General features: G+C 32.5%; 10 protein-coding genes. 7 read left to right on the top strand and 3 right to left on the bottom strand.

Annotated features, from left to right (window positions below; translation table 11 throughout):
• Positions 1-3: 3 nt before the first annotated feature.
• The 3 genes from FT986_RS03580 to pilO all read left to right on the top strand — a co-directional run bounded on the left by FT986_RS03580 (position 4) and on the right by pilO (position 3873).
• Positions 4-2151 carry a type II secretion system protein GspD gene (locus FT986_RS03580; RefSeq protein ID WP_147863870.1) on the top strand — a complete coding sequence of 716 codons (2148 nt, stop codon included), beginning with the start codon at positions 4-6 and terminating at the stop codon, positions 2149-2151.
• Positions 2151-3359 carry a hypothetical protein gene (locus tag FT986_RS03575; protein ID WP_147863869.1) on the top strand — a complete coding sequence of 403 codons (1209 nt, stop codon included), beginning with the start codon at positions 2151-2153 and terminating at the stop codon, positions 3357-3359. Before FT986_RS03580 ends, FT986_RS03575 begins: the two co-directional genes overlap by 1 nt.
• A 79-nt stretch (positions 3360-3438) precedes the next feature.
• Positions 3439-3873: a type 4a pilus biogenesis protein PilO gene (gene pilO / locus FT986_RS03570; RefSeq protein ID WP_255505893.1), complete on the top strand. Its 435-nt coding sequence runs from the start codon at positions 3439-3441 to the stop codon at positions 3871-3873.
• A 254-nt stretch (positions 3874-4127) separates the two neighbouring features.
• Here the strand turns inward: pilO and FT986_RS03565 are convergent, their stop codons facing one another.
• The 3 genes from FT986_RS03565 to FT986_RS03555 all read right to left on the bottom strand — a co-directional run bounded on the left by FT986_RS03565 (position 4128) and on the right by FT986_RS03555 (position 11138).
• Complete coding sequence (locus FT986_RS03565; RefSeq protein WP_147863867.1) at positions 4128-8198, bottom strand: T9SS type B sorting domain-containing protein; 4071 nt, start codon at positions 8196-8198, stop codon at positions 4128-4130.
• A gap of 248 nt (positions 8199-8446) precedes the next feature.
• On the bottom strand, positions 8447-8818 hold the full coding sequence (locus tag FT986_RS03560; protein WP_147863866.1) for a response regulator: 372 nt from the start codon (positions 8816-8818) through the stop codon (positions 8447-8449).
• Position 8819: 1 nt separating this feature from the next.
• Complete coding sequence (locus tag FT986_RS03555) at positions 8820-11138, bottom strand: ATP-binding protein (RefSeq protein ID WP_147863865.1); 2319 nt, start codon at positions 11136-11138, stop codon at positions 8820-8822.
• A 194-nt stretch (positions 11139-11332) separates the two neighbouring features.
• Here FT986_RS03555 and FT986_RS03550 point away from each other — a divergent pair, with 194 nt between their 5' ends.
• The 4 genes from FT986_RS03550 to arsM are packed head-to-tail and all read left to right on the top strand — an operon-like array spanning position 11333 to position 14211.
• Positions 11333-11827 carry a rhodanese-like domain-containing protein gene (locus FT986_RS03550; RefSeq protein WP_147863864.1) on the top strand — a complete coding sequence of 165 codons (495 nt, stop codon included), beginning with the start codon at positions 11333-11335 and terminating at the stop codon, positions 11825-11827.
• Complete coding sequence (locus FT986_RS03545; RefSeq protein WP_147863863.1) at positions 11828-12427, top strand: TIGR04282 family arsenosugar biosynthesis glycosyltransferase; 600 nt, start codon at positions 11828-11830, stop codon at positions 12425-12427.
• Position 12428: 1 nt separating this feature from the next.
• On the top strand, positions 12429-13238 hold the full coding sequence (locus FT986_RS03540) for a purine-nucleoside phosphorylase (RefSeq protein WP_147863862.1): 810 nt from the start codon (positions 12429-12431) through the stop codon (positions 13236-13238).
• A 4-nt stretch (positions 13239-13242) separates the two neighbouring features.
• Positions 13243-14211, top strand: a complete 969-nt coding sequence (arsM, locus tag FT986_RS03535; protein WP_147863861.1) for an arsenosugar biosynthesis arsenite methyltransferase ArsM — start codon at positions 13243-13245, stop codon at positions 14209-14211.
• The last annotated feature ends 60 nt before the right edge of the window (positions 14212-14271 follow it).

Genomic DNA, 14271 nt, shown 5'->3' with positions numbered 1-14271 from the left:
ACCATGTCCAAGAAACTCCTATATACTCTTTTATTTTTAATTTATAGCTCTTTCTTAAACGCTCAAGAACCTAATAGGATTGAGCGTATACAGAATCAACTGACTATTTTGGCAGTAGAGGAGCCTGGATTAACAGAGAATGTAAAAACGGAAATCAATGTAACCAATGTAAATTTAAGTAATCTCTTATTGGCTATTTCTGACATTCATAACTTAAATATAAACGTTTCCCCCGAACTCAATCAAATAAACATTGTAAATAATTTTTCCAATGTTACCGTTGCCGACCTTTTGGTCTTTTTGTGCAAGGAATACAGCTTAACAATTGACTTTACAGGAAATATATTATCTGTAAAGAAATACTACGAACCAGAACCCATCCCTGAAAAAAGAGTTATTCCCATTTCCTATAATCCCAATGAAAACCTTATTTCCCTAGATCTAAATAACGACAAGCTATATGAGGTTTTTAAAAAGATAATAAACGAGTCTGGAAAGAACTTGGTGTTTTCTCCAGGTATCGAAAATAAAAAGCTAACGGTATATATGAAGGACACTCCTTTTGGAAGTGCTATGCAAAAATTAGCTTATGCCAATAACCTGTATGTAGAGAAAACAGAAGATAATTTTTATTTATTTGAGGACGACTCGCCGTCTTCCTCTTCTACCAATAATACCCCTGTTTCCAAAAGACAAAGAAGGGCTGGTTTTAACTATGAGATCCTACATTCTGAATCTAAGTTATTAAGCGTAGATTTCACATCCACTCCCATTGAAGATATTGTCTACACCATCGGGGAAGAACTGGGAATTGATATCTTCACAGCTTCTCACCTCTCTCAAGCAGGTACAGCCACTTTAAAAGCTAAAACCATCTATTTTGATCAATTGCTTTCTGAAATATTCAAAGTACAAGGAAACAGCTCAGGTGGAAATATAACCAATCCTCAAGGAGGTAATTCTAACAATGCCATTTTCACCTATAAAAAAGAGGGCAACCTATATTTCTTTGGCACCAAAGATCAATTAAGCGTTCGAGAGGTGGAGATTGTTCACCTACAGCATCGTTCCGTCGAATTATTAGCTGATCCTTCTGGAAAAGGAAATACGACCAACCGAACAGCGGGGAATATCCCAACTGGAAACTATAACAGTTATAACAATAATTACCAGAATTCTGGTCAATTTGATAACTACTCCAATAGAAATAGAGAGCAGGTAGCTACCTCTCAAAATAATAATTTCGGTAATTATAATTCTAAAGCAGAGGCACTTATCAGTATCCTCCCCGATGAAATAAAGGAAGGGCTTGACATTAAAATTGATTTTGAGATGAATAGTTTCTATGTCAACGGTACAAGCGAGAAAATAAAAAGATTTAAAAAATTTATTGCCAAGATCGACAAACCCGTACCTGTTGTACTTATAGAGGTTATGATCATAGAAGTAAGCAGAAGTGCTACCGTGGAAACTGGCGTAAGCTGGGGTATCGGTGATGAACCAGTAGAAACCCAAGGGTCTATATTTCCTTCCACCAATATGACCTTGAGTTCAAAGACCATAAATAAAGTTATTGGTGGTTTTGATGGGTTTGGTTCTTTCAATCTGGGAAAAGTGGTTCCGAATTTTTATGCCACCATTAAAGCTATGGAAGCAAATGGCAACCTGAAAATTAGATCTACTCCGAAACTATCTACTTTAAATGGGCATCGGGCGACTTTCTCCAATGGACAGACCTCCTATTATGCGGTTACCCAGAGAAATATCTATGGCACGGATAACCCTCAAACTTCTGAAATAACCAACTATGTACCCATTGACGCGGAATTAGGCTTGACTATCAAACCTTTGGTTTCTGGTGACGGACAGGTTACCTTGGATATTTTTGTCATTCAATCCGATTTCGGTAGCAGGATAGAAGAAAATGCTCCTCCCAATATTAATTCAAGAGAGTTTAGTTCCATCATCAGGGTGGAAGATCAGGATATAGTAGTTCTTGGAGGATTGGAAGAACAGGTAAAAGATGATTCTGGCACAGGTGTCCCATTGCTTTCAAGGATTCCAATTATCAAATGGTTGTTTAGCTCCAGAAGAAGGGAGGATTCCAAATCAAAATTGACCGTATTGATCAAACCCACAATTATTTATTAATGTTTGAGAGGTTAAAGGCATATCTATACTATGGGAATACCGTCTATGGGATCGAGCTTATCGAGTCTCCAAATGGCTCTATATTGAATGGGACTGTTTTAAAGAAAACCAAAAACGAGGTAGATATCGATAAAACCTTTCAAGTAGATGGAGTAGAATCTTTACCTGAATATGTTTCTAAAAATAAAGCCATATCACTTATTATTAACACTAAGGACGTCCTCTATAAATGTATCCACAGTAACCAAAAAGATGGAGAGACCTTAATTAATATTGCGTTTCCGAATATTAATATCACAGAGTTTTATTATCAAATCATTTCCAACAATTCTAACGTACACATTTTTCTTTGCAGGAAAATTCAGTTAGAGAAAATAGTTAATCAATTTACTGCTTTAAAATACCAAGTCGTGGAAGTAAACTTGAGTAACTTTTTAACGCAATACCTCCACCTTTTTTCAGAAAATAAAACATTTAAAACTTCCAACTCTATTATAAGTTTAGAGGGCGACAGTATAAAATATATTAAAAGACAAAATTTAGGGGGTGTAAAAGAAGGTTATGATTTCAAAGGATTGTCTGTTTCCAATCATCACCTCTTGTCTTTTCTTGCTTCCATTTCGTTGCTGTTGAATTTTGAACCTTTACATACTAACCTTTTAGAAAGCAATAAAAAGCTACAAAAAGCATATTTGCAAGAACGCTTTTATAAATTGTTTTCCAATTTTGCGATTGCCTTCTTGTTGATTTCGCTATTAATCAACTTTATATTCTTTAACAGTAATTATACTGCTGTGCAAGAATTACAGGAAACCTCTAAAATAAACAGTAACACCAAAAACAGCATTAATGCCTTAAATGCCGAAGTGGAAAAGAAACAACTGATCGTAGAGAATATTCTGAATAGCTCCTCCTCCACTAGCTCTCTGTTTCTTAATGAGGTTATCCATTCCTTGCCTCCTACGGTGCTTTTAACAGAGTTTGATTACCAGCCTTTAGAAAAAAGAATTAGGAAAGAAAAACCTATTGAATTCACTAATAACAGTATAACAATCTCTGGAACTACAACTGAAAGGGAGGGCTTTTCTTATTGGGTTTATGAGTTAGAAAAGATGAACTGGATAAGTAAAGTAAGTATTTTAAGTTACGGAGATATAGAAGATAATACTGAATTCATAATCAAATTAGATATTGCTGATAATGAATAAAAATCATAAAAATATCATACTGGTCTTTGGTTTTATATTAAGCCTCTTAATCTGTTATCAATTGGCATTTTCTAAAACTTTGGAATTAAAAAAGCAAAAAGAGAAACTTCTACAAGAAGAAGCTATTTTTAAAAATATTCCCAAGCAGTTTTCCTTATTGAAGCAAAAAGAACATTACTATGATTCTATTCTCACAAAATATCAGCTAAAGGAAAGTTCTCTTCAAAACAACCTTTTGAAAACTTTAAACCAGTATGCAGAAGAGAACAAGTTGGACATTACCAGTTTCATAGAACCTCATCAGTATGAGCAAGATAATTTAATTACCAAATCTTACTCTTTTACGATTGAAGGAGATTATAATTCTATCGTTAAATTAATTCACCATTTGGAACAAAAAACTCGTTTTGGAGAAATTATCAATCTGCATCTGGAAAAGGAGAAGAACTTCAAAAAGAACTCTACTTATCTTCAAGCGGAAGTCTTGATCAGGAATTTCAGCAATCGTGAATAGAGCTTATTTAAAATTGCTCTCGAATATGCTCGTGATTTTTTAAGTGTAGATATGTATAAGGTATTTCTTTAGCTAAATAAGAATACTATGTTAGTATACATTTAAGTCTGAATAAGTACAAGAGTGTGCAAATGAATAAGATTCTGGAGGCACCACCGCAAAACCTCGATCTCACGATCGGGGTTTTTTGTTATTTATAAAAAAGTCTCGCTGTATAAGCGAGACTTTTCTTAATTAACTTATTTGTTTAATTTTTACCTTTTTAGTGTAAAGTGAGATTTGAAAACTTTTTCGTTTCCATCTTGTTTAAACACTACTTGAAACCAATAATCATTTGAAGGTAAATTTTTTCCATTAAGCGAACCATCCCATCCTCTCTTTCGTGGACTTAAAGTCGTAATTAGCTTACCAAACCTATCAAAAATATAGACTTGAGCTTCTGGATGTTCTTTTAAATCTTTGATATTCCATTCATCGTTTATACCATCAGAATTAGGTGTAAAAAATTTGGGATATTTTATCACCTCTACTTCTGTTATCGCTTCTCCGCAATAACCTTTCATCCCCCTCACTCTCACCGTATGCACTCCTGGCTTTACATCGTAAAATTCATTGCTCTCTTGAAATATTCCATTATTCAATTGATACTCTAATTCTCCAATAGCATCTTTTACAATCACATTAATCACAGCCACATCTTCGAAGGGTTCGGTTACTAAAGTTTCTATGATAGGTTTGCTGGATTCGGTCACTGTTACCAAAGTAACCTCATAACCACAATCGGAAGTAGAAATTGGGTTTAGAACAGTACTTCTAACCGTATAAATACCCGCCTCTGTAGCTTCAAAATTTTCACCCGTATGCATCAAATTACCATCTAAATACCAGTTGACTTCGAATTCACTATCAGGGAGACCAGAGCTTAGAAATGCAGGTGAAATCACTTCTTCAGTTCTAGGATCTTTACATATAGTCGCTTCTTCTATATTTAGAGGCAATAAAGGATGAATTGTAATTTCTATTACTTTTTCAATAGTACAGTTCGGATTCGCTTCCGCGGAAGCATAAACATACACCACGTAAGTACCTGCCTCATTAAACAGTAACTCTTCTTGTGTCAATAATCCTTGCTGATTAGGAGATCTATAAAATTTAACCTCTGCATTTTCTGTAGTAAGCATTGACAAATCATAACTCCCACAAGCTTCGATATTTTCGAATTCTTGTAAATTAGGCGTTTGAGAAATATTTATCTGAAAACTAGCTTCACTTTCACACGTAAAACGATCTCCGCTTACAGCATACACAAAGATTTCTTGAGAAGTACTAATTTGACTCCCCGCATGAAGCATTCTACCTTGACCCCCACTTTGAGTAAAGTAATTCCCTTTCTTTAATGATGGTAATGTATAATTATCACATGCTTGAATATCATTAAAATTACCTACTTCCACCCCTTCAATATACACAGTAAAAGAATCTTGATTGTCACAAGAATTAATTTGGGGCCATGAATTATAGATATAGATTTCTTGTGTGGTGGTGATCAAATCCCCTGATTGTAGTTGTTGCCCTGTACCATAAGGTTGGGTAAAGTAACTACCATTAGCTAAAGGAGGTAATTCATAAGTCTCACAAGAATAAACATCAGTAAAATTTTCGATAGGTGGCAATTCAATTATTTCTACTAAAAAGCTAGCTTCATTCGTACATCCATTTTCTAAATTGTTGATGTAAATTGTACTTGTTTCCATAACAATATCACCTTCAAAAAGCTGATCCCCTTCTCTATTTGGTTCTGAAAAGTATTGTCCATTTACTAAACTTGGCAATGTGAAAATATCATCTTCACAGACCATAACATCATTTAAACTATCTACTTGTGGAATAGAATTTATTTTGATAAAAAACCCTTCATTAAGTGTACAATTAGGACTGGTAGTGGTTACTGCATAATAATAAACAGTTTGCGAAGAAGATATTACCTGACCTTCTGGGATAACTTGACCGTTACCGCCAGCTTGTGTATAATACCCTCCTATTTCTAAATCTGGTAGAGTATATGTACCGCAAATGTTCAAATCCTGAAAATTTGGGGTAATAATAATTTCAAAAGAATTTTCATTAGTACAAAATCCGTCATAATTAAAAACATACATGGTTTGGGAACTACTAATAACATCGCCCGCAGAAAACTGAGTCCCTTCTCCATCAGGCTCTGAATAGTAATTTCCGTTTTGTAAAGTTGGAAGTGTGTAAGAATTACAAGTTACCACATCTAAAGGCGCATCTACAGGTGGTAGAGGCAATATATTAATAGGAAACACATCTTCTTTACAGAAAACTCCATTTACATCAGCATAATAGTAAAGAGTTTGATTAGTGGTAAAAACAGTCCCAGGAGAAATTACTTGACCGTTACCATTTGGACCTCCTGGTTCTGTATAAAATGTTCCAGCTGGTGGTGATGGTACTGTCATTTGTCCACACCATAATTTTCTAACTCTATATTTTTCAACTAAAATTATTTTAAATTTACTTTCATTATAACAACCATTTGCATCTGGTCCATTGTAGATGTAATAGGTACCGGGGTGCTCCACAATATCTCCTGCAAATAACATAGCTCCTGTTCCTTGTGAACCCGTATAGTAATTACCATTAATGATCGGTGGTAAAATATATTGACTACATTCTACCACATCAGCAATTTCGTCTACAATTGGTAAAGGATTTAATATGATATCAAAACTTGAAATATTAAAACAATTGGTCATATTTTTATCTTCCACTCTTACCCATATAGTTTGTTTTTTTGTTTTGAATTTACTAAATACCGGTGTAAAGTTTTCAGGATCTAAAATAGCATTGCTATTAGTTTGAGCATCAAAATAATCACGAAAGAAATAAAAATTGTATCCATTAGAGTTGGAAATTGTAGTCGAATTGTTTTGATTTAAATCTACTATATGATTTACGTCCGTCATATCACACAACTCTATATTGTCAGTATTAAGATGGATTGGATCATTAATCAATAATTGAAAATTATACACCACATCACAATACATATTAGTATCTACAGCTTTTAATTGAATATATATAGTTTGATTATTTTTCCCCGAATAGTTAGGTAATAAGTTTGAAGGGATTGCTATGTCATTATTTAAATCATTTAGAGATGCATAATAATTTATAGTATACGCTGCCGCAGAAATTCCCAGAGATTGATATGAATTTTCTAATAGGTTAAAACTATAATTTCTTGATGGGTCATGGCAAACCTTAATATCTTTTGGTTCCTGAATAGTTACTTCCGTCAAGAGAATTTCATCGGTGAGGGAGCAACTTGAATTATTACCCAAGACCAGTACACTGTAATTTCCTGGATTAGTAACAGTAATTGAATTTCCGTTTTGCCCTGGAATTACAAAACCATTCATTTTCCAAATGTGAGAATAATTTTGAGTGCTTAAACCTGTTGTAATTGTTTTGCTACTACCTTGGCAGATTGTAGTGTCTTTTCCTAAATCTACGTTTGCGTTAAAACTTCCTGCTGCAAGAAAAATAGCCGAATCAAAATCTGAATCGTTAGAATCGCCTATAACAAGTTTAATTTTATATGGATTACCAGGTGTAATTTTTGCCGAAGCATTCATCATCTTCGTATGACCTCGCATATTAATAGTTGATTGGGAAGGATTATTTACATTATAAACATCAAATAATGAAGCATTATCTGATGAGCATGAATTATTATACGCGCTATCTTTAATATTTTTAACAGAAACTGGCGTTTGAGTACCAGGTATAACAGCTAAATTGGTTGTTTTTCCCGTAAACAAATCAGTTAACAAGAAGGCAAAAACATCACTAGAAACACATTGCCATTGTCCATATTCATTAGATGCAAATAAGAAATCAAAACTAAAATTACTTGATAGTGGTATAAACTCAAACTCTAAATATGCCACATCTGTAACTTGAGAGGTTTGTCCCGAAGCATTATTTAAGTTCTCTAAAAATACATCTGTATTCGTATTATTTTGTGAACTCAAATTATTACCAGTATAACTTCCAGCAGTATAGCTGGCATTTCCGTTTCTAATAATTACCCCTTCCTGTATAGGAAAGTTTCCTGAATTATTATTAAAATAAGAAACCGATTGTAATGACGAAACTGTTGCATTAGAAGTTTCAACACAAGCATTATCTAATAAAATATTTGCCAAAGTTTGCGCAGAGTTATTCTGATTAACACTAACAGTTTGTCCAATCCCAACATATGATATTAGGATGAATAGAGGGTAAAGTAATTTATTCATAAACACTTTTATTAATTACTGCAGTAAATCTTTCATGAAGTTTAAACTACAAACATATAAATATAATCGATAAAATGTTATGTTTTGTCGATTAAGTGCTTATTATCTTACTGTTAAATTAAATTTTCAGACATTAATAGATTTAAATATTTGATTTTCAATACATTAAACCCTAACAATAAAAATGTTAAATTTTTAATTTTTAAAAATTAAAATGCTGATTTTCAGATATTGATAGAATAGTTAATCTAACTTATAATCTTCTTTATCACTTGAATAGTGATAGGCTTTGTAAGGTATCCTTTAATAATATTTTGAAAAGAAAGGGCTCTAATTTTGTCTTCTTCTGCGATAGAAGAGGTAGAAATGTAAATTTGAGGAAATGGCTGTGCCTTGTTTTTTAATTTTTGATATTCTTTAATAAACTCCCAACCATCCATCTTAGGCATATTTAGATCTAATAGGATGACATCACAACAAGAGTCTATTTTTTCAAACGCTGTTATGGCCTCTAAACCATTAAAATAAGAGTTTACTGTAATCTCTGGATTGACAATATTAATTGTTTTTCTTAAAAGAAATTGGTAAATTTTATCATCATCGATTATACAAACTTCCATACTAATTAAAAAAAAGCTTAAAAGTACTCCCTTTACCTAATTCACTTTCAACCGTGATTTTACCCCCTAGAGCTTCCATTTGACTCTTGCTTATAAACAATCCTAACCCTCTCGATTCATTATTTTTTGTAAAAGTTTTATACATACCAAATAATTTATCGCCATTTTTCTTAAGATCAATTCCAATACCGTTATCTTTAATTTGAATCACAGATTGATTGTCTATAATTAAAAAATCTATCATTACTATTGAAGGTCGATTAGGATGTCTATATTTAATAGCATTTGATATAAAGTTAAGTAAAATACTTTCAAAATAAGCGGGATTAAAACTAATTTTAGTTTCTGCAGGTACATTAATAACTATTTGAGCCTTTTTTTGCATTATTTCTACTTGAAGAACTTCTAATACACGTTCAATATATTTTATTACCAGAATATCCTCAACAGAAATCGATGTATTCTGCTGAATGTTAATTACATCATTTAAATCAAAGAGAGTTTGATCTAGCGCGTGGGCTACCGAATTAAGCATATCAAACATCTCTAATTGTTCTTGGCTGTGTTCCATTTCCAAAAGTAGATGGGCTAGAGATTTGATATTACTTGCATGAGATCTTAAGTTATGTGATACTATATAAGAAAAGTTAATTAATCGCTTATTTTGCTGTAATACCACATCATAAGATTGATCTAATTCTTCTTTTGTTCTTTTTTCACTACTTATATCTATCAAGGTTCCCTTGACCTTTATAACTTCTCCTCTTTTATTTTTCTCACTTTCTAAATGTCCAAGTACATAAATAGGATTGTTTTCTGGATCTAGAATTTTCGCTTCATAAGATGGATGGACATTTTCTCCATGTATAAGAGATTTTAGATTATCAATATATCTTTTAGCATCTAAAGGATGAATTTTAGATATAATAAAATCTGGTGTGATTTTGAAATCCTCAGGAATTCTAAAAATCTTATACATCATAGGAGACCATATAACTTCATTGGTTTGTATATTCCACTCCCAATAGCCTAACTGAGCTATCTCAACAGCCATCTTTACTCTCGATTCTAATTCTTTTAAATGAATTTGAGCTTTATTAATTTCAGTTATATCTTCTATAATAAAAATATAAGCATCTTGATTATTATGTTTCAAGTAATTAATAGCTACTCTAACATCAATTTGAGAACCATTTTTCTTTAAAAAAACAGTATTTATTTTTTCCCTTTTCTCCACTAATGTGCTTAACTCACTAGGATTTTTCCACACCGAATCAAATTTAACATCCTTAATTTCATTTATGCTCAATCCCGTTTTTATCAGAAATTTTTCATTTGCTGCTATAAATTTAAAATCATTCGCCTGTGCGTGTACAATCCCAATTGGAGCACGATTAAAAATAGTTTTAAATTTAAGTTCTGAGTTTAATAGCTTAGCCGCTTGGATATTTACTTTTCGTTGTAATTCTCTAGGTTGCTTTAAAAATCTTACAATAAAAATGCTTATTAGAATTGAAAATGACAAGGCTAAAAACATTAAAGGGAGTAAAGAAATTAATAAGTTTTCCTTATTTGCAGAGTAGATATAAATATTCCAATTCCCATCTTTTACAAATGATTTTTGAGCTTCATTGACATTAAAATCTTCCTTTTCACCAAAGAAAAAACTTTCATTAGATGTTTCATCATCTATTTTAGATAATCTAAATTTAAACCCTTCTTTTAGAAATTTATATATACCTGCATTAGATAAAAAATCTTTTTCATGAATTATTACTGCAGAAAAACCCCAAAACTGATTTTCTATAAATACAGGCATTCTTCCAATTACCCCTTTCCCCCCTTGTTTAAATGGAATTGGACCTGCAAAATCCATTTTTCCGCTATTAATTGATTTATTAGCCTCCTTTTGAGAAATTGGGTATTTTAGAACATTTAATCCTAAAGCTTCTTTATTTTCTTCATAAGGATACACATAGGATATTACACCATTAGGAACTAGCTCTACCCCACTAATAGTAACACTCGAGGAGATAATCTTTTCTGAAACTTTTTCAAAATTTTTAGGTTCACCTTCATCATTTATAGTTAATGCCAATGTTAAAGCAGAGACATAACTAGTCTTTAAAGATTGTTCGATATTCTGTTTTACAATAGTCAAAACCTGCTTTTCCTTCTCTTTTTCAGATTCTTTGGCAAGAGAATATTCCTGATATACAATATAAGTGAAGATCGAAAAAATAATAATAAACAAAATAAAGCCTATCACTTTAGGTCGGTTAACAAACCAAGAAAAAAAACTGCTGAATTTATTGTTCATTAATATATATTTCTAATGTATATTAGGTTCACAATTACTTACCTTAGTAAACCATTTATTTAAACATTTCGTAAGTAAATAAAATTGGAGTTTATAAATATATAAAATTACAATGTATTTTATTCAATCGGTAATCTCCTTATCTATTTAGGTTTTCTAAGCTTTACGAACTGTAATCATATCAATAATTCCTTATGAAAATAATAATATGCATCTTATTCTTACCAAGTTTTATTATGGCTCAAAAGGATTTTAAACGAGTTTTAAAACAATATAATGACGAAAATATTCCTTACATCACTGTACAAGAGCTTCAAGAAGATTTAAAACATAATAATTTCATTACTATATTAGACGCTAGACAAATTAAAGAATATCAAATAAGTCATCTAGGTAATGCTATTTATGTGGGTTTTAAGGACTTTGATATTGAAGCTACAAAAGATAGGCTTCCTAAAAAAAATAAAATTATTGTAGTATACTGTTCTATTGGGGTACGATCAGAAAAAATTGCTAAGAAGCTTAAAAATGCAGGTTATACGAATGTAAAAAACCTTTACGGAGGTATTTTTGAGTGGAAAAATCAAGGATATGAAGTTTATAATCTACAATCTCAACCCACCGACAGCGTTCATACCTATAACAAAAAATGGAGCCACTATTTACATCAAGGAATAAAAGTATATTAAATGTCACAAAACTTATTACTTCTCTTTACTAGACATCCAGAATTAGGAAAGTGTAAAACCCGTTTGGCAAAAAAAATAGGTGATCAAAAAGCACTAAGCGTTTATAAATATTTACTACAACATACAGCAAATATTACTAAGAATATCCCTGTAGATAAGCAAGTATGGTACGCCACTCAACCAGTTGTAAATGATATTTGGGATAGTAACATTTATTCAAAAAAAGCTCAACAAGGCAAAGATTTAGGAGAGCGTATGGCTTACGCTTTCGCGGAAGGATTTCGTGCAGGTTACGATCATATAATTATTGTAGGGAGTGACTTGTTTGATATTTCTTCAGTAATTATTGAAGAAGCCTTTCAAAAACTAAAAGAAACCGATTTTGTAATTGGACCAGCACAAGATGGGGGCTACTATTTACTAGGAATGAACACATTCCGTAAAGAAATTTTTGAAAATAAAGATTGGAGTACTTCTACAGTATTTAACGATACGCTTAAAAGTATGGAAGATAAAACAGTTACGCTGTTAGAAACCCTCAACGATATCGACGAATACGAAGATATGAAAGACAATACCACATTAATGAACTTATTATAATATGCAATACATAGAACAAACTACCAGCTACTTACAACAACGAGGATTTGAAAACCCAGAAATAGGAATTATTTTAGGAACTGGATTAGGAAAGCTTCTTGATGAAATGGAAATTATTCACGAAGTAAGCTACAATCACATTCCGCATTTTCCCACCGCCACTGTAGAATTTCACAAAGGAAAACTAATCTACGGTATTATTGAAGGCAAAAAAGCGGTAGTTATGCAAGGTCGTTTTCATTATTACGAAGGCTATAGCCTAAAAGATGTTACCTTTCCTGTAAGAATTATGCATCAATTAGGCGTTAAAAAGCTACTAGTCTCTAATGCTTCTGGAGCCATCAATACCAACTTTAAAAAAGGTGAATTAATGCTTATCGATGATCATATTAATTTGTTAGGAGACTCTCCTCTTGCCTTTAAGGGCGTCTCTAAATATGGAGAGCGCTTTGTAGATATGAGTCAGCCTTACGACCAAAAAATGGGCGAAATCCTAAAGAAGACTGCTAAAGAAAATAATATTAATTTGCACGAAGGAGTTTATGCCTCTGTAGTAGGACCTCAACTTGAAACCAGAGCAGAATATCGTTACCTAAAAATTATTGGAGCAGATGCCGTAGGAATGAGTACAGTTCCCGAAATTATAGTGGCCAACCATTTAAAACTCCCAGTAGTTGCTGTTTCCGTTTTAACAGATGAATGCGACCCAGATCATTTAAAGCCAGTAGATATTCAAGAAATTATGGCGATGGCTGCGAAAGCTGAACCGCAAATGATTACCCTTTTTAAAGAATTAATTAAATCTCTATAATTATATGAGCTATCTAGAAACCACAAAAGATGTGTACAAAGAAGCTGCACTTACACCAGATGTAGGTTTGTGTTGTACTACCAATCCCGTATGGGAATTGCCAGGGTTAAAAATCCCTAAGATAATGCAAGAAATGAACTATGGTTGTGGTAGTACAGTCCATGCAAGAGATTTAGTAAATAATCCCAAAACCTTATATGTAGGCGTAGGTGGCGGAATGGAGCTTTTACAGTTTGCTTACTTTTCTAGACAAAAAAACGGAGTTATAGGCGTAGATGTTGTCGATGAAATGTTAGAAGCTTCTCGTAAAAACTTTAAAGAAGCCGAAGAAACTAACCCTTGGTTTAAATCTGAATTTGTAGATCTTAAAAAAGGAGATGCTTTGCGTTTACCAGTAGAAGATAATTCTATAGATGTTGCTGCTCAAAATTGCTTGTTCAACATTTTTAAAACAGAAGAACTTAAAAAAGCAATTGCCGAAATGTATCGTGTATTAAAACCCAATGGGAAATTAGTGATGAGCGATCCTATTTGCGAACAGGAGATGAATGAAACTTTACGGAATGATGAGCGTTTGCGTGCCCTTTGCCTTAGCGGAAGTCTTCCTTTAAAAGAATACGTAAAAATGCTTACCGATGCTGGCTTTGGGACGATAGAAATTAGAGCTAAAAAACCCTACCGAATTTTAGATGCTAAAAACTACCCAACCGAAGAAATGATCTATATTGAAAGTATAGAGGTGGCTGCAATCAAAGACCCTATGCCAGAAGATGGTCCTTGCGTTTTTACAGGGAAAGCAGCTATCTATTTTGGACAAGATGATTTTTTTGATGATGAAAAAGGACATATACTTCTAAAAAATCAACCTATTGCCATTTGTGACAAAACAGCTGGCGCATTACAAAATCTCAAAAGAGATGATATTTTTATTAGCGAATCTACCTTCCATTATGATGGAGGCGGTTGTTGCTAAAAATTTCATATAAAAAAGCCTTTTCAGAAATGAAAAGGCTTTTTTATATGTATTTCTAAT

Origin of the sequence: Mesonia sp. K4-1 (assembly GCF_008017825.1) — a bacterium.
Classification (GTDB): Bacteria; Bacteroidota; Bacteroidia; order Flavobacteriales; family Flavobacteriaceae; genus Mesonia.
This window is presented reverse-complemented; position numbering and strand designations above follow the sequence as displayed.